Here is a 17,080-nt window from a genome sequence, read left to right as displayed (position 1 = left end):
GCGGGCGGGAGGCCTCATGCGCGCACCACGCCCCGTTCTCGTCGCTGCGACACTGCTCGCGGCGCTCACGCTCACAGCCTGCGCGACGGAAGGAACGTCCATGCCCGCGTCCCCGGGAGACAGCACATCGTCCCTTCGTCCCCCCTTCCGGACGGCGAGTCCCGCACCACTCGGCCCGACCGGTTCTCCCGCCGAGCTCCCACCCGCGAAGTGGGCGGCGATCATGGCCGATCTGACCGGTCGCGGCGTCGACGGGGACCCGACCCTCGTGTCGTCGGAGCGGGTCGAGTTCTCCGACGGATCCTTGGGCTGTCCCGCACCGGGCATGTCCTACACGCAGGCGGTCGTCGACGGCTACCGCGTCATCGTCCGGGCTGACGGCCGAACCTTCGATTACCGCTTCGGGACGGGCGACGAACCCCGCCTCTGCGAACGCTGACGGCGGATGCCGAGGGGGCGGCGCGTCCGCTGACGCACCGCCCCTTCGCCTGACCGGTTCTCATTCCCCGGTTTTACTTCCCTGACTCGTTCTACTTCACAGGGACGAGCAGCGCCTCGTCGGCGCCCGACTCGTTGTCGACGACCACCACCATCGCACCCAGCGGCTCCTGAGATGCGTACGCGGAGGCATCGGTCCGGACGGTCACGGAGGCGTCACCGCCCTTGGGCACGATCTCGTACTGCCCGTTGGTGATCGCAGGATCGTTCGGGTTGTACGTCGCCGTCCCCGTGAACGCGTCGCTGCCGTCGGTCGTGAGGCTGAACGACTGCACCGTGTAGTCGAACGGCCCGGTGATCTTCAGATCGGCGAGGTTCACCGGCAGCAGGATGGTGCTGCTGTCGGTGGGAGCCTGCGCGAGGTACCCGCTCGGCGCGAGCGCGCCGGTCTTCACGTTCTGCACGAACACCTCGGCGACACCGTCGACCGAGCCGGTCCTGATGGCGCCGGAGTCATACGAGAACACCACCCAGTCCGGCGTGCCGTCACGGTTCGAGTCGATGACGACGTCGAACTCGTTGCTGGCGGCGTTGGACCACCGGGAGTGCGTGTTGACGGCGAAGACCGCCAGCTTGCCGCCATTCGCGGTCGCGAACGACTGCACACCCGCAGCACGCAGGTCGTACCCGGTGTCGGCGATGGCCTTGGGGGCATCCTTCTTGTCCGTCAGCCCCCAGGTGTACACATCGGCCGCGGCGTCCAGAGCGCCCTTCCGGTTGCGCAGCTCCAGCGTGTGCTCGGCGTCGACGACACGGCCACGCGTGGTGAGCTTGCCCTTCGCAGTGACGTCGCTGTTGGAGCGCGGGACGAGCAGGTACGGCACCCGCAGCGTCGACCCGGGCGCGGTGAAGACGACATCACCCGAGATCTCGGAGAACGAGAACTGGTCGTCCGCGCTGAGCGAACCCGGTACCGACGACGCGGGAGCCGAGACCGAGACCCAGACACTCGCGGTGCGACCCGGGCGGACCGTCACCTTCTTCGTGTCCGTCGTCACCTTCGCCTTCAGCGACTGCGACGACGCCTGCGTGGAAACCGTGAAGGTGACGCTCTTCTTGCCGTCGTTGCGGACCGTGACCTTCTTCTTGCCGCCGAGGGATTTCGTCGACTCGTCGAATCCGAAGCTCAGCGCCGCTTCACGCACGCGACCGCTGTCGGTGCGGAAGCTGTCGCCGGTGGCGGTCACCGTCGTGTTCACCGCCTGTGCGGTGTCGACGAGTCCCACACCGCCACGGGTCGGGTCGACGTCGGCGAGACCGTCCGGATCGGCGGTGGACACGATCGCCGCGGCGATCCTCTCGGTGTCCCAGGTGGGGTGCGCCTGCACGGTCAGCGCGGCCACGCCGGCGACGTGCGGAGCGGCCATCGAGGTTCCCGAGAGCACCGACGAGTCACTGCCGGTACCGACCGCGACCGACGAGATGGACACGCCCGGCGCCGCGACGTCGGGGCTGATCGAGCTGTCGCCGCTGCGCGGACCCGACGAGCTGAACGAGGCGTAATCGCGGAACGCGGGGTTGGCGATCTCGGCTGCCTGCACGGTGACGGTCGCGCCGTTCGTGAAGGCTGCGTCGTCCGAGAGGCGGACCCCGAAGAACGGGATGGTCACCTCGAACGGCGTGCCGTCATCGGGGTTCTCCGTGATGACGCCCTCGTACGGGGGCAGGTCGTTCGTGGAGTTCACCATGACGACCGCCGCGGCGCCGGCCTGCTGGCCGAAGATCGGCTTCGCCGCCCGCGCGCACGTGCCGCGCTGGACGACGGCGATCTGCCCGCCGCCCTCGGTGATGCCGACGCGGGTGTAGTCGGATGCCGCGCATCCAAGCGCCTCGTTGGCGGTCGTGGCGGGGTCGTCGGTCAGCCGTACGGCGGTCAGCTCGCCGACGTCGTCGAGGGCGGCGCCGTTGGCGTTGATCGCTTCGACCTTCTTGCCCCCGACCGTGAGGTTGGCGCCGGGGAAGGACGCGGTGCTGTCGACGGCCGAGACCGCGATCACCCCGTCACCGCTGCCCGGCGAGCCGGTCAGGTAGGGGCTCGGCCCGGAGTTGCCGGCCGACGCCACGACGACGACGCCCGCGCCGACGGCGTTGGCCGCGGCGACGGCGCTCGGGTCGTCACCGCGACCGAACGAGGAGCCGAGCGACATGTTGATGACGTCCATGCCGTTGTCCACGGCCCAGTCGATGGCCTGGATGGTCACGTCCGTCGAGCCGTCGCAGCCGAACACGCGCACGGCGTACAGGTCCGCCTCCGGGGCGACACCCGGTCCGACGCGGAAGTCGGCGGACGGCGTCGTCTCGTCGTACGGCCCGGTGTACGTCTTGCCGTCCGCGGTCACACCCGACCCGCCGGTCGTACCGGCGACGTGGGATCCGTGACCCTCGCAGTCGAGGGGGTTCGCATCGGGCTTCGGGATCAGCGCATCGCCGGTGCCGCCCGCGTCGTACGCGTCACCGACGAGGTCGATGCCGCCCTTGACGCGCGGAGCGTTCGGCCCGAAGAGCTTCGGGTCGGCGGGCTGAGCGGATGTCGCCGCCGCCTTCTCGTAGGCCTCGACCGTTCCGGGGCCGCCGAAGCCGGCGTGGGTGTAGTCGATACCCGTGTCGATGATCGCGACCTTGACGTTCTCGCCGGTGTACCCGGTGCTCTGCCACACCGACGGCACGCCGAGGAAGGGCACCGAGACGGCGTTGTCGAGCTCGTGGGTCACCACGGGGTGGACTGCGACGACGCCCGGGAGGGCCGCGACGTCGTCGAGCTGCCCGGCCGGCACCGTGGCCTGGATGCCGTTGTAGGCGGACTGCATCTGCGCGCGGATCTTTCCGCCGCGCTGGGTGATGCCGCCGCGGATCGCGTCCTGTGCCGCCTTCAGGTCCTTCTTGACCCCGGTTCGTTCGGACTTGCTGAGCGAACGTCCTTCCTCGGCCTCGACGACGGCGACGGGGTCGCCCTCCATCTCGATGACGACCGAGACCTGCCGGTCGGGGTCGATCGACGCCGCCGAGATGGCGCTGTCGAGAGCGCCGGTCGACGTGCTGCGCTCGAATCGCGCAGCAGGGTCGCCGTCCGGCGTGGCGGCGAGAGCCGCGGTCGTGGGCAGCGAGAGCGCGAGGACGCCCGCAACCGCCAGGATGCGTCGGTGCAAGGGGGACCGCCTTTCCTTCTGGGAAGAGCGCTCGGCTGGCTTGGGCGGAACCCGATCGGATGCCGCAGCCGAGGCTGATAGGAGGCTATGCACCCCCTGACGGTTCCCCAAGAGGAAGATGCGCAGATGAGAGGATCCTCACCTGCGGCGGCTCAGGCGACCCGGGTTCCCGCGGGAAGCCGGCGGGCCGGTGTACGGGTCCGGACGCCGCCCCACCACAGCAGGAGGCCTGCGGCGAGAACTTGAACACCGAGCCCCACGAACCAGCTCGGCACGGTCGATGCGATGATCTCCTCGGGATTCGGGGTGTCGTCCTGCACGACGCAGTCACTGTAGGAGCTGACGGGCTCGGGGGTCATCTGCGCCTGGCGGACCGAGTACTTCGTCCACCCGAAGAGGTCGTCCGGGTTTCCATAGCGATCGAAGGTCGTCGGCGTCGCGTCGGCGAGGATGACGAAGGGGTTCGCCGCCAGGATCCACCAGAAGTAGTCGAAGCGCGGCTGCTCGGAGAAGGTGGACTCCCAATCGCCGCAGACCCACTCCTCGGGGTCGTTCGCGCAGGTCGAGGACCCGTCCTCGCAGAGAGGCGCTCCGGTCTCGTCGTACTGAGCCGACTGGTAACGGTCCTCCCGCTCCGTTCGGACGCTGGACCCGAGCAGTCCGAAGGCGATGAGGGTCCCGATCGTCAGCGCAGCAACCACGAGATAGGTCGTCGCGACGGAGAAGAGCGGCCGGGCGAGGATGCCGCTGAACGCGGTGCCGAGGGCCGCCACGACCCCCGCCTCCACGACGAGTACGGCGGCGGAGACGAGGACGGCGAGGGGGTTGATGCCGCCGCCGAAGGTCGCGATGACGAGGAAGGGGACGGCCACGACCGCGAAGGCGAGTCCCGTGAGCCATGCGGCGAGGAACTTGCCGAGGACGATCTCCCGGGTCGTCGCCTGGGTGACCTGCAACGGGGCGAGGGTCGCGGCATCCCGATCACCGTTGATGGAGTTGCCGCTGAGGGTCGGTGACACGAGGACGACCAGGAGGAGTGTCACGAAGACGACGACCGAGTAGACGCCCGGGCCGGAATCCTCCTGACCCGAGAACGAGAGGAAGGCGAGCGCCGTCGTCCCGACCAGGAGGAGCGCGAAGACGCCGAGGAGGACGTACCAGGAGATCGTCCGTACCCGCTGGGTCAGGTCGAGGCGGGCGATGGTCCACAAGCGCGAGAGGCTCACCGCGCACCTCCTTCGAGGTCGAGGAAGGTGTGTTCCAGGATGCCGCTGGCCGCCGAGAACTCCGCGACCGGAAGGCCGGCGGACACGAGCGCTGCGAGCCCCTCGGCCGCCGCCGCATCGCCGGCGAAGCTCACGAGGAGGTCGCGTCGGTCTATCGGGAGTGTCGCGACGTCGAGCCCGAGGGCCTGTGCGACGGGCAGCGCAGCGGAGGTCGCATCCCGATCCGCGAGGCGTACGCGCCACGTCCTGGCGCGACCGGCGGCCGCGGCGACACGTTCGGAGCTGACCGTCTCGCCCCGCATCATGAAGACGGCGTCGTCGACCACCTCCTCCAGCTCCGAGAGGATGTGACTCGAGACGAGCACGGTGCGGCCTTCGGAGGCGAGCGAGCGCAGGAGCAGACGCAGGTCGATGCGGGCCTGCGGGTCGAGACCGGAGGCCGGCTCGTCGAGCAGGAGCACCGAGGGGTCGTGCACCAGGGCTCGGGCGAGCCCGAGCCGTTGCTTCTGCCCGCGTGAGAGCACCCTCGCGGGGGCGTCGCCGAGAGTCTCGAGACCGACCGTGGTGAGCAGTTCCGATGCCCGCGTGGCGGCGGCTGCCCGGTCGAGACCGGAGAGCCGGCCGGTGACCGTGATCGTCTCGCGGGCCGACAGCGACGGCCACGCTCCGAGACTGTCGGGCATCCACCCCAGCTTGGCGCGCGCCGCGCCGGGGTCGACCACGGGGTCGATCCCGGCGATCCGGATGGTGCCGGCGTCGGGCGCCAGGAGAGAGGCGAGCATCAGCAGCAGCGTCGTCTTGCCTGCGCCGTTGGGCCCCACGAGACCCGTGACCGCACCCTCGGGCGCGCGGAAGGTGACGCCGCGGACAGCGTGGACGTCCCCGAAGGACCGTCGCACCCCCTCGGCGACGATGCCGGCATCAGTCATACCGCTCACCCTAGGGGGCCGAGGTGTCCTCCCGAGGAACCCGTCGACCGACCCGGACGTTGAGCAGGCCGAAGGTCAGCAGGAGCACGACGGCCGCGACCGGCGCCCACAACGCCACGGCGGCACCGGCGGACTCGGCGAGCGCACCGACCACCATGCTCGCCAACGCCTGACCGACGACGACGGCTGAGCCCAGCACCGCCATGACCGTGGCCTCCCGGCCGCGAGGCGACCGCGCGGCAGCGAGGGCGTAGATCGTCGCGAGCGTCGGACCGATACCGCAGCCCGCGAGCGCAAGGGCCCAGCCCATCGACACCGCCCCCGTCGCGCCCACGGCGAGGATCGCGCCGGCCAGGACCACGGTGGTGAATCCGATCCAGCGCCAGGGCAGGGCGAATCGTCGCGGCAGCAGGCCCACCCCCAGCGCGAGGAGCGCCGACCCGATGCCCATGATCCCGTAGAGGATGCCGGTCTGCTCCGGGAACCCGCTCTCCTCCGCGAAGGCGGTGAGCGAGGTGAGCATTGCTCCGAAGAACAGCCCCGTCGCGAACGTACCCGCCGCGGCGACGAGGATGCCCGGCCGCGCGACGGCCCGCGCGGGCTCCCGCTCGGCGACGTGGCCGGCGAGACCGGCCGTGCGCGCCGTGGGGTGCAACGCGAATGCGGTCACGAACACGAGAGTCAGTCCGGCTGCGGCGAGGACGGGTGCGGCGGGGGTCGCGGCGATGGCGATGACGCCGACGAGGACCGGGCCGAAGACGAAGACGGTCTCGTCGACGGCCGACTCGTACCCCATCGTCGATTCCTGGAGGCGGCCGCGAGCACCCGCCTCGAGCCGCATCCGATCGATCGCCCCGACCAGGCGGGCGCGCGACATGGGTGAGACCTGCGGCGCGGTCGCGCCGGCGAGCGCCGAGACCGCGAGCAGCACGCCGTCGGCGGTGCCGCCGTACGCGACCGCGACGAGGGAGATGAGCACGGCGCTCTGAACGAGCGTCGCGAGCAGGAGGACGGGTCGCTGACCGTACCGGTCTGCGGCCGCCCCGATGAGCGGGCCCGTCGCGATCGTCCCCAGACCCACCATGGCCGAGGTGAGGCCTCCGACGGCGAGGGATCCCCGGGCATCGACGACCATCGTGAGGACGCCGACCACGATCATCGCGTACGGCAGTCGGGCGATCAGGGCGATCGCGAAGTAGCCGATGCCGACGGTGGCCGCGAGGGTGCGGATCGGGCTGTCGGACGTAGCCGGTCGCACCGGCGTCGAGTCGGTGAGGGGCATGTGTGAGGACCTCCGTGCAGACGAGGCGTCGTGCCGCCTTGACTCTCCACGGATCAGGTAGTTACACGGGGTGCTGACGCACCGGCATCCATTCTACCGCGGGGCATCTGGGAGCCGGGAGAAGAAGGGCACGCCGAGGTCGGGGTGGTCGACGAAGACGCCGTCGACTCCGGTGTCCGCGATCCGCCGCCACTCCCCCGCCCAATCGCCGAAGGCGGCGTCCTCGCCCGCGCCGCGGAACGCCGGGTCGAGGAACAGATTCTCCGGCCGGCAGGTCCAGACGTAGACCTCGAGCCCTCTCCGGTGGGCTTCTGCGACGACCGCCGGATCGTCGAGGACGATCCGCTTGTCCAGGCTGATCCCGGCGACCTCACGTGCGAGTCTGTCGAGCCCAGCGGGACGGAGCTGTTCCGCGTAGGTGAGCGCGTTCTCACCGTCGAGGGCGGCCAGGTCGAAGGGGCTGCCCTCCGCCTCGAGCAGATAGACGTATCGGGCCCGGATGCCGCGCTCCCGCAGATCCTGCAGGATGCGCTGCTCGAAGGACTCGACGACGAGCGGCCGCGCACCCGCATCCCATCCCGCGCTTTTCAGCTCAGCAGTCAGGAGGTCGGCCACGTCGTAGCCGATGGACGCGAAGTACGTCGCGTGCTTCACTTCGAGGACGATGCCCGCCCGGCTCGACTCGGAGGTGGCGACGAGGTCGAGAAGGTCCCTCAGACGCAGGATCGGCTGCGCATCGTCGTGCTCCGCGCTCGCCGGCCGGAGCGCCGGCAGCCGCTCACGACACCGCAGCGTCGCGAGTTCCGCCCAGGTGAAATCTTCGGTGAACCACCCGGCCAGAGGGGTGCCGTCGACGAGCTTCGTGGTGCGACGTTTCCTGAATTCGGGATGGTCGGCCACGTCGGTGGTCGACCCGATCTCGTTCTCGTGCCGGATCACCGCGATGCGGTCGGCGGTGAACACCACGTCGGGTTCGACGGCGTCGACACCGGCAGCGAGCGCGAACTCGTAGGACGCACGAGAGTGCTCGGGGAAGTGTCCCGGCGCTCCGCGGTGACCGATGACGAGCGGACGGTTCGAGCGCATGGGGTCAGGGTACCCAGCGAGCGTGACGCGATCGGCCGGATGAGCCGCTCATAGCCCTCTCACAGCGGATGCCCGCACCCGCGGAAACACGGTCCGATACGCTGGATCGACAGCACAGCGCTGTGAGTCGACTTTTGGAGTGAGACACACAATGGCAGCGTCCGGCAATTTCGCCTTCAACAATCCGGTGTTCCAGGAGGATCAGCGCCGTCCCGGCCTGACTCCCCCTGCCGCCCCGACGAACTACTCGGCCGCCTCGCACCAGGCTGCCGACCTTGCCGCGAGCGCTCAGCTCGAGGGCATGTACGCGGCTCCCACCGCCTCGTCCGCCGACACCGGCCGGATGACGGTCGAGGACACCGTCGTCAAGACGGCCGGTCTCTTCGGCATCCTCCTCGTCACCGCTCTGATGGGCTGGTTCTGGACCCTCGGCGGTTCGCTCATGCCCACCCAGGTGGAACCCGCCGACCTCACGATCATGCCGTGGATCATCGGCGCACTGGTCGGGTTCGTGTTGGCCATGGTCATCACCTTCACGTCCCGGAAGAAGGTCCGCCCGGCCCTCATCTGGGCGTACGCGGCCGCCGAGGGTCTGTTCGTGGGTGGCATCTCCGCCTACTTCGAGTTCATCTGGCCGGGTGTCGTCCTGCAGGCGACCATCGCGACCCTCGTCGTCGTCGGTGTGACCCTCGCACTTTTCGCGAGCGGCAAGGTCCGCGTGAGCAAGAAGGCCAACAAGATCTTCATGATCGCGATGGTCAGCTACCTGGTGTTCGGCCTGGTCAACCTCGTCCTGATGTGGACGGGCGTCACGCAGGGGACTTTCGGTCTCTACAGCCAGGAGATCTTCGGCATCCCCCTCGGCCTCATCATCGGCCTGCTGGTCGTGCTCATGGCGTCGTACTCGCTGGTGCAGGACTTCGACCTCGTGCAGCAGGGCGCCCGCAACGGTGCCCCCCGCGAGTTCGGCTGGATCGGCGCCTTCGGCATCATGGTCACCGTCGTCTGGCTCTACGTCGAGATCCTGCGCATCATCGCGATCCTGCGCGGCAACGACTGACACGCACGCGACACGAAGGCCGTCCGGGAGACCGGGCGGCCTTCGTCGTTGTGGCGGCGGAGCGTTAGGACGGCAGGCGGAGGACGGCGACCGTGCCGCGTGGAGCGTGAGCCTCGAGGGAGACAGTGGCACCGTAGGCCTCCGCCAGCGATGCGGCGTTGGACAGTCCGATGCCGGTCCCGGGGATCGCCGCGTCGTGCGCGTAGGGCGCCCGGTAGAAGCGATCGAACGCGTGTGCGCGCTCCTGCTCCGTCATCCCTACCCCCTCGTCCGCGATCGTCACGACGATCTCGCGCCCCTCTTCGTAGGCGGAGACGACGACAGCGCCACCGCCCGTAGGGGTGAACTCGACTGCGTTGCGCAGCAGCTCCTCCAGAATCGAGGCGAGGTCGCGGACGGCGATGCGCGCCGCGCGCTCCGGCATCGGGCCGAGCTGGATGTGGATGCGGCGGTCACGCGCACGGGCGGCGACCTCCGAGATCGCGTGTTTGACGACCGGGCCGACGTGCGAGGCCCCGGAACGCGCCTCCACATCGCGCGTCGTCTGACCGGCGGCGATGAGGCGTTCGACGAGCCGCAACAAGCGCTCGGCGGACCGCTCAACCGCCTCCCAGCGTTCCGTCTCCGCCGATCCGTTCATGAGGGCGATATCGGTATGGCCGAGGATCACCGTGAGCGGGGTGCGGAACTCGTGACCGACGGTGCTGAGGAACCGATCGCGGACCTCGACCGCGTTCACGAGCTCGGTGACGTCCTGACCGACGATGACGATGCCGACTTCCTCACCACCCGCCACGACCGGGCGCACGATGACCTGCAGGACGCGGCGGGGATCACCGCCGAACTCGACGGTCCGCGGGGCGGCGAAATCCCCCGAGCGGACGCGCTCGACGAAATCGGCCGAGGTGGCTTCGGCGGGCATCGATGCATCGGCGCGCCAGATGACCGAGAGGAAGCCGTCGCGATCGACCTCCTCGATGCCGGAGCGCCCGCTGATCTCGGCGGCGACGGCGTTCAGCAGGATCGGACGCCCGTCGGGACCGAAGACCGCGACGGCGTTGTCGGTGGCGTCGAGGGTGGCGCGGAGCATGGCGGTGTCGCGGCCCGACAGGCGCAGCGCGTGGTCGAGTTCATCCGACACGGCATCCGTGTGCGCTCGCATCCTCGCGAGGTCGCGCGCGATGAAGCTGACGGTCGCGGCGATGAGCCCCGCGATGATCGGGAGCGCGATCACCGACACGATGTCGGCCGCGTCCCGGAATCCACCGTCCCTGATCACCTGTATCAGTGGCCCGAGAGCGGTCAGGACGACGCCGGCGACGACCGTCGCCGGCGGGAACGCGAACGCGAGCCAGCCGAGGGGGAAGATCACCAGGAGGCCCGCCGCGGGGAGGGTCTCCACGCCGGCGTCGCGCAGCGGGACGCAGGCGAGGATCTGGGCAAGAGGGATGGCGGCCAGCCACGCGGTGTGGCGCGTCGGCTGAACGAGCCAGACCGCCGTCATCGCTGCGGTGCTGAGGACGATCACCCCGAAGCCGGTGAGGAGAAGGGGCGTGATGCGGCTGCTGTCGATCGTGCCCAGGATGAGCACGACGATCAGGGCCGAGACGGCCAGCACGAACTGCGCGTACGGCTGTGTACGCGGACGCTCGATCAACGCCTCACCCCCTCTTCAAACGGCGGTGCAGTAAGGGGCAGAGGCCCGGCCTCACTCTGGACGCGGCGGAGCCGCCGTGTCAAGAGCTGGCTCCGCACCCGGTCACGGGGAAGTCCCCCGTGACTCACTCCCATTCGATGGTCCCCGGGGGCTTCGACGTGACGTCGAGCACCACCCGGTTGACCTCGCGCACCTCGTTCGTGATGCGGTTGCTGATCTTCGAGAGCACGTCGTACGGCAGACGGGTCCAGTCCGCCGTCATGGCGTCCTCGCTCGAGACGGGCCGGAGGACGATCGGGTGCCCGTAGGTGCGCCCGTCTCCCTGGACGCCGACCGAGCGGACATCAGCGAGGAGCACGACGGGGCACTGCCAGATCTCGCCGTCGAGCCCCGCCTTCGTCAGCTCCGCGCGGGCGATGGCGTCGGCGTCACGCAGGATCTCGAGGCGATCAGCGGTGACCTCACCCACGATGCGGATGCCGAGGCCGGGCCCCGGAAAGGGCTGCCGTCCGACGATGGCTTCCGGGAGCCCGAGCTCACGGCCGATCGCGCGGACCTCGTCTTTGAACAGGGTGCGCAGCGGCTCGACGAGTTCGAACTGCAGGTCTTCGGGGAGTCCTCCGACGTTGTGGTGGCTCTTGATGTTCGCCGTGCCGGCACCACCGCCGGACTCGACGACGTCGGGGTACAGCGTCCCCTGCACGAGGAACCCGATCGGGTCGCCGTCGGCCGCTGCCTCGGCGATGAGATCCGACTGCACCTTCTCGAAGGCGCGGATGAACTCGCGGCCGATGATCTTGCGCTTCTGCTCGGGGTCGCTGACACCGGCGAGGGCGTCGAGGAAGGTCTCGCGCGCGTCCACGGTGATCAGGCGCACGCCGGTCGACGCGACGTAGTCGTTCTCGACCTGCTCGCGCTCGCCCTTGCGGAGCAGTCCGTGATCGATGAAGACGGCGGTCAGCTGGTCACCGACCGCCTTGTGGACGAGGGCCGTGGAGACGGCGGAGTCGACCCCGCCGGAGAGCGCGGAGATGACGCGACCGGAACCCACCTGCGCCCGGATCTTCTCGACCTGCTCGGCGATGACGTTGTCGCTGTTCCAGTCCGCGGGCAGCCCTGCCGCCTTGTGGAGGAAGTTCTCCAGCACGCGCTGGCCGTGGTCGGAGTGCTTCACCTCGGGGTGCCATTGCACGCCGTACAGCTTGCGTGCGTCGTTCGCGAAGGCCGCGACAGGGGTCGCCGCGGTGCGGGCGAGGACCTCGAAGCCATCGGGAGCGGCGCTGACCTGGTCGCCGTGGCTCATCCAGACGTTCTGATCGACGGGCTGCCCGTCGAGCAGGACGTTCTCGGTGACGATCGTGGCATCCGTTGCGCCGTACTCCCGGAGGCCGGTGTTCGCGACCTCGCCGCCGAGGGTCTTCGCCATGACCTGGAAGCCGTAGCAGATGCCGAGGGTCGGGACCCCGAGGTCGAAGACGGCGGAGTCCAGCTGCGGGGCGCCCTCCTCGTAGACCGAGGACGGCCCGCCGGAGAGGATGATCCCCACCGGGTTCTTCTCGGCGATCTCCGCGGCGGTGGCGGTGTGCGGCACCAGCTCGCTGTAGACGCCGGCCTCGCGGACGCGGCGGGCGATCAGCTGCGCGTACTGGGCGCCGAAGTCGACGACCAGCACAGGGCGCTGGGAGGTTTCGGTCTGCTCTGTCACCGGGTCTCCGAGGGGGTTTCGAGGGGGGCGGATGCGGCGGCCTCTCGCGCGGCCAGGTACTGCCTGACCTCGTGAGCGACCTTCGCCTCCATGAAGAAGGACAGGAGGGGCACGATGCCGCCGAGGGCCAGCACGATGAAACGCGGGAAGCGCCAGCGCATGAGGCTCCAGACGCGGAAGCATGCGAAGAGGTACACGACGTAGAACCAGCCGTGCACGACGAGGATCGCCAGTGAGATGTTGACGCCGTCGCCGGTCGACACGATGTCGCACTCGTTGGTCATCGGAACGAACAGCGAATACCACTGGCAGTCGGGGCTCGGGATCGCGGTCGCGAACCAGAGCAGCCCGCCGGACCCACCGGCGAAGAGCTCGACGTGGAGGGGCGTGTACTTCAGGACCATCTCGGCGACCAGCAGGAGCAGGCCGACACCCGTGATGATCGACGCGATCTGGTAGAACCGCAGGGCGCCGCGGATCGCCGGGAAAGAGGCGAGTTTGGGCTGAACGGGCATGGCTTCCAGTCTACGGGCGCGCCGGGGGCTGTTCTGCGCCGTCGGGGTCCTCGGTGAGGGCCTCGACTTCCTTCTCCCACGCGTCCCGCGCGAGTCGGTACCACATGTAGAAGGCGAAGCCCGCGAACACCGCCCACTCGATGGCGTAGAAGATGTTGAGCCAGTTGACCGAGGAGAGCTCGGTGGGCGCGGGTGCGTGGATCCGCTGCAGGCCGCCGAACGGGTCGGCGGAGACGAGGTACGAGCGGTAGACGTCGAGCCCCTCGATGTCGCTCCACTGCGAGAGGAGCGCCGCGGGCGACATGGCGGCGATCTCGAACGGGTCGGCATCGCGGGGCGGTTCCTTCGCACCCTCGTCGGAGATGAGGCGACCGGTGAGCGTCACATCCTCGGGTGGTGCGTCGCTCAGCGCGGATGCCGCGGCATCCGCCGCATCCCGATCCGGCGTGAACCCGACGGCCACCGCGAGCGAGGTCGGGCCGTCGACCCCGGTGGTCGTCGGGTCGACGCGGAACTGCCCGGCGACCCAGTATCCGGGGGTGCCGTCGTCGTAGCGGGAGGTGACGACACGGAAGTCCCCCGCCACGAAGGAGCCGCTCACGTCGACGCGCTGGCCGACGAGCGGTTCGGCGAGATAGGCGCCCGGTGCCACGACATCACCCAGCGGGCGCACCTCTTCCGTCATCCCGGCGGGCGGCGGGTCGGTGTCGATCGCGTTTCCCAGCTGCCACTGGCCGAGCCAGGCGAAGACCCCCGCCACCAGCAGGGCGAGGCCCAGCATCCCGATCCAGAAGGGGCGCGTCATGACCTCCCGCAGCGTCGGCGGGAAGACGTCGGGGAGGTCGTCGACGGCGGGGGTGGAGGTCATCAGTGCGACGAGGCGTAGGGCGCGACGACGACCTCGACGCGCTGGAACTCCTTGAGATCCGAGTACCCGGTGGTAGCCATGGACTTGCGCAGCGCGCCGATGAGGTTCGCTGTACCGTCGGCGACAGGCGCGGGACCGTAGAGGATCTCCTCGAGCGGCGAGACCTGGCCCACCTCGACGCGGGTGCCGCGCGGCAGCTTGGCGTGGTGCGCCTCGGGACCCCAGTGGAAGCCTCGCCCGGGGGCGTCGGTCGCCCGGGCGAGCGCGACGCCGAGCATGACGGCGTCGGCACCCATCGCGAGCGCCTTGACGATGTCGCCCGACGTGCCGACGCCGCCGTCGGCGATGACGTGGACGTAGCGGCCGCCCGACTCGTCGAGGTAGTCGCGGCGGGCGCCGGCGACGTCGGCGACGGCGGTCGCCATCGGTGCGTGGAGACCGAGCGTGGCACGGGTGGTGGAGGCTGCACCCCCGCCGAAACCGACGAGGACGCCGGCAGCCCCCGTGCGCATGAGGTGGAGGGCGGCCGTGTAGGTCGCCGCGCCCCCGACGATGACGGGGACATCGAGGTCGTAGATGAACTTCTTGAGGTTCAGCGGCTCGTCGACGCTCGACACGTGCTCGGCCGAGACGGTCGTGCCGCGGATGACGAACAGGTCGACGCCGGCGGCGACGACGGTCTCGTACAGGTCCTGCGTGCGCTGCGGCGTGAGGGCTCCGGCAACGGTGACACCCGCCGCGCGGATCTCGGCGAGCCGATCGCGCACGAGCTCGGGCTTGATGGGCGCGGAGTACAGCTCCTGCATGCGACGCGTGGCCCCGTCGGAGGGGAGCGCGGCGATCTCGGCGAGTAGCGGCTCGGGGTCGTCGTAGCGGGTCCACAGGCCTTCGAGGTCGAGGACGCCGAGGCCGCCCAGCTGGCCGAGCATGATCGCCGTGCGCGGGCTCATGACGGAGTCCATCGGCGCGCCGAGGACGGGGATGCCGAAGCTGTAGGCATCGATTGACCAGGCGGTCGAGACGTCCTCCGGGTTGCGCGTGCGCCGCGAGGGCACGACGGCGATGTCGTCGAAGGCGTACGCCCGGCGTGCGCGCTTGGCGCGGCCGAGCTCGATTTCCATGGTCACCGTCCCAGCCTACCGTCGGGGCCTGATCACTGCCCCGCCTGCTCACCGGGTGCGGACGACACGCTGCTCATCCCACACGGGGTCATCGGACTCGTGAACGTTCCCGTCCTCGCCGAACACGAGGAAGCGGTCGAGAGATCGCGCGAACCAACGATCGTGCGTGACGGCGAGGACCGTCCCGGAGAACGCTGCCAGTGCCCTCTCGAGTGCCTCCGCCGAGACGAGGTCGAGGTTGTCGGTCGGCTCGTCGAGCAGCAACAGGGTGGCGCCCGAGAGCTCCAGCAGCAGGATCTGGAACCGGGCCTGCTGACCTCCGGAAAGACTCCCGAAGTCCTGCTCGGCCTGGCCGACGAGTCCGTAGCGGTCGAGCGCCGAACTGGCGGCATCCCGCGGCATCCCGTGACGCCTGTCATCACCACGGTGCAGGATGTCGAGCAGTGAGCGTCCGGCGAACTCCGGGTGCTGATGGGTCTGCGCGAACCACCCGGGCACCACGCGCGCCCCGAGAGTGACGACGCCGGCGTGCGCGACATGCTCGAGCGCCGCACCTGCGGAGGTCACGTGACCGAGAAGCGCGTCAGGATCCGAACCGCCCGCAGCGAGCAGGCGCAGGAAGTGCGACTTGCCCGAGCCGTTCGAACCGAGGACGGCGACGCGGTCACCGAACCAGACCTCGAGGTCGAAGGGCCGCATGAGCCCCGCCAGCTCGAGTGCGTCGGCGACGACGGCCCGCTTTCCGGTTCGCGTGCCCCGCAACCGCAGGTCGAGCTTCTGTTCGGCGGGACGCTCCTCCGGCGGACCCGCTTCCTCGAACCGACGGAGTCGGGTTTGCGCGGCGCGGTATCGCGACGCGAACTCGTCGCTGGCCGCCGCCTTCGCCTTCATGTCGGCGACGAACTTCTTCAGCTTCACGTGCTCCTCGTCCCACCGTCGGCGGAGCTCGTCCAGGCGGGACATCCGGTCTTCGCGCGCTCGGTGATAGGTCGCGAACCCGCCGCCATGGACCCACGCGGTGCTGCCGGCGGCGCCGGCCTCGAGGGTCACGATGCGATCGGCTGCGCGTGCCAGAAGCTCGCGATCGTGCGAGATGAGCAGCACGGTCTTCGCAGTCTCTTGCAGTCGCGCCTCGAGCCATCGCTTTCCGGGGACGTCGAGATAGTTGTCGGGCTCGTCGAGCAGCAGGACGTCGTCCGTCCCGCGCAGCAGCGCTTCGAGGGCGAGCCGCTTCTGCTCACCGCCGGACAGGGTGATCAGCTCCCGGTATCGAGCACGTTCGAAGGGGATGCCGAGGGCCTGGACCGTGCAGGTGTCCCACACGGTCTCGTATTCGTAGCCGCCGGCATCCGCGTAATCAGCGATCGCCGACGTGTACCGCATCTGAGCATCGAGGTCATCCGCCTCGATGAGGGCGTTCTCGGCATCCTCGAGCTCTCGTGCTGCGCCGCTGATTCGCCGCGGTGCGACGCTGATGAGGAGGTCGTGCACGGTCCGGCCCGGCTCACCGTGCCCGACGAACTGATCCATCACACCGAGCGACCCGTCGATCGTCACCGCCCCGCTGCGCGGGCGCAACTCGCTGCGAATGATGCGGAGCAGGGTCGTCTTGCCGGCGCCGTTCTGCCCGATGAGTGCGGTCGTCGATCCCGATAAGACACGGAACCCGACCTCGTCGAGAAGGGGGCTCCCGTCAGGGAGCGTGAAAGAGACGCTCTGCACGTCGGGGTGGGCCACGATGACCGGTCCTTCCGCTCCGAGAGCGGAGCCGACCAGTCTATCGGAGAAGGCCGGGATCGACGATCGCGCGCATAAACCACGAAAGCCCCGACCAGCATTGGTCGGGGCTTTCGATCGAAGGAAGTCCGGCGGTGTCCTACTCTCCCACAGGGTCCCCCCTGCAGTACCATCGGCGCTGTGAGGCTTAGCTTCCGGGTTCGGAATGTGACCGGGCGTTTCCCTCACGCTATGGCCGCCGAAACACTAT

13 protein-coding genes and 1 rRNA gene are annotated in these 17,080 nt (G+C 69.7%); 2 read left to right on the top strand and 12 right to left on the bottom strand.

Going from position 1 to position 17,080, the window contains the following annotated elements; translation table 11 throughout:
- Positions 1–223: 223 nt before the first annotated feature.
- The gene (locus M3190_RS13715; RefSeq protein WP_251582780.1) at positions 224–439 is read left to right on the top strand and encodes a hypothetical protein; all 216 of its coding nucleotides are present in this window, start codon (positions 224–226) and stop codon (positions 437–439) included.
- A gap of 91 nt (positions 440–530) precedes the next feature.
- Here the strand turns inward: M3190_RS13715 and M3190_RS13710 are convergent, their stop codons facing one another.
- The 5 genes from M3190_RS13710 to M3190_RS13690 form a co-directional block, all read right to left on the bottom strand.
- The gene (locus M3190_RS13710; protein ID WP_251582778.1) at positions 531–3,644 is read right to left on the bottom strand and encodes a S8 family peptidase; all 3,114 of its coding nucleotides are present in this window, start codon (positions 3,642–3,644) and stop codon (positions 531–533) included.
- Between the two features lie 152 nt (positions 3,645–3,796).
- Positions 3,797–4,870: an ABC transporter permease gene (locus M3190_RS13705; RefSeq protein WP_251582776.1), complete on the bottom strand. Its 1,074-nt coding sequence runs from the start codon at positions 4,868–4,870 to the stop codon at positions 3,797–3,799.
- Entirely contained in the window at positions 4,867–5,799 is a 933-nt protein-coding gene (locus M3190_RS13700) for an ABC transporter ATP-binding protein (RefSeq protein WP_251582774.1), read from the bottom strand. Before M3190_RS13700 ends, M3190_RS13705 begins: the two co-directional genes overlap by 4 nt.
- A 10-nt stretch (positions 5,800–5,809) precedes the next feature.
- Positions 5,810–7,081: an MFS transporter gene (locus M3190_RS13695; protein WP_251582772.1), complete on the bottom strand. Its 1,272-nt coding sequence runs from the start codon at positions 7,079–7,081 to the stop codon at positions 5,810–5,812.
- A 93-nt stretch (positions 7,082–7,174) separates the two neighbouring features.
- Positions 7,175–8,167 (bottom strand): glycerophosphodiester phosphodiesterase family protein, encoded by a 993-nt coding sequence (locus M3190_RS13690; protein WP_251582770.1) that lies wholly within the window; start codon positions 8,165–8,167, stop codon positions 7,175–7,177.
- 151 nt (positions 8,168–8,318) lie between these two features.
- On the opposite strand from M3190_RS13690, the gene M3190_RS13685 reads away from it, so the two are divergent.
- Positions 8,319–9,227, top strand: a complete 909-nt coding sequence (locus tag M3190_RS13685; protein WP_251583232.1) for a Bax inhibitor-1/YccA family protein — start codon at positions 8,319–8,321, stop codon at positions 9,225–9,227.
- 64 nt (positions 9,228–9,291) lie between these two features.
- Here the strand turns inward: M3190_RS13685 and M3190_RS13680 are convergent, their stop codons facing one another.
- From M3190_RS13680 to rrf, 7 genes are all read right to left on the bottom strand, one after another.
- Positions 9,292–10,884: a sensor histidine kinase gene (locus M3190_RS13680; protein WP_251582768.1), complete on the bottom strand. Its 1,593-nt coding sequence runs from the start codon at positions 10,882–10,884 to the stop codon at positions 9,292–9,294.
- 124 nt (positions 10,885–11,008) lie between these two features.
- Positions 11,009–12,589: a glutamine-hydrolyzing GMP synthase gene (guaA, locus tag M3190_RS13675; protein WP_251582766.1), complete on the bottom strand. Its 1,581-nt coding sequence runs from the start codon at positions 12,587–12,589 to the stop codon at positions 11,009–11,011.
- Positions 12,586–13,104: a DUF3817 domain-containing protein gene (locus M3190_RS13670; RefSeq protein WP_251582757.1), complete on the bottom strand. Its 519-nt coding sequence runs from the start codon at positions 13,102–13,104 to the stop codon at positions 12,586–12,588. The genes guaA and M3190_RS13670 overlap by 4 nt, the downstream gene beginning before the upstream one ends.
- A 10-nt stretch (positions 13,105–13,114) precedes the next feature.
- Entirely contained in the window at positions 13,115–13,972 is an 858-nt protein-coding gene (locus tag M3190_RS13665) for an SURF1 family protein (RefSeq protein WP_251582755.1), read from the bottom strand.
- Entirely contained in the window at positions 13,972–15,093 is a 1,122-nt protein-coding gene (locus tag M3190_RS13660; protein ID WP_251583230.1) for a GuaB3 family IMP dehydrogenase-related protein, read from the bottom strand. The genes M3190_RS13665 and M3190_RS13660 overlap by 1 nt, the downstream gene beginning before the upstream one ends.
- Positions 15,094–15,141: 48 nt before the next feature.
- Positions 15,142–16,830, bottom strand: a complete 1,689-nt coding sequence (locus M3190_RS13655) for an ABC-F family ATP-binding cassette domain-containing protein (RefSeq protein ID WP_251582753.1) — start codon at positions 16,828–16,830, stop codon at positions 15,142–15,144.
- Between the two features lie 126 nt (positions 16,831–16,956).
- A 5S ribosomal RNA gene (gene rrf, locus M3190_RS13650) occupies positions 16,957–17,073 on the bottom strand.
- Between the last annotated feature and the right edge of the window lie 7 nt (positions 17,074–17,080).

The sequence above is a fragment of the Microbacterium oleivorans genome, from assembly GCF_023715745.1.
Classification (GTDB): Bacteria; Actinomycetota; Actinomycetes; order Actinomycetales; family Microbacteriaceae; genus Microbacterium; species Microbacterium oleivorans_D.
Note: the sequence above shows the minus strand (reverse complement) of the source record. Positions and strands in the feature narration are given on the sequence as shown.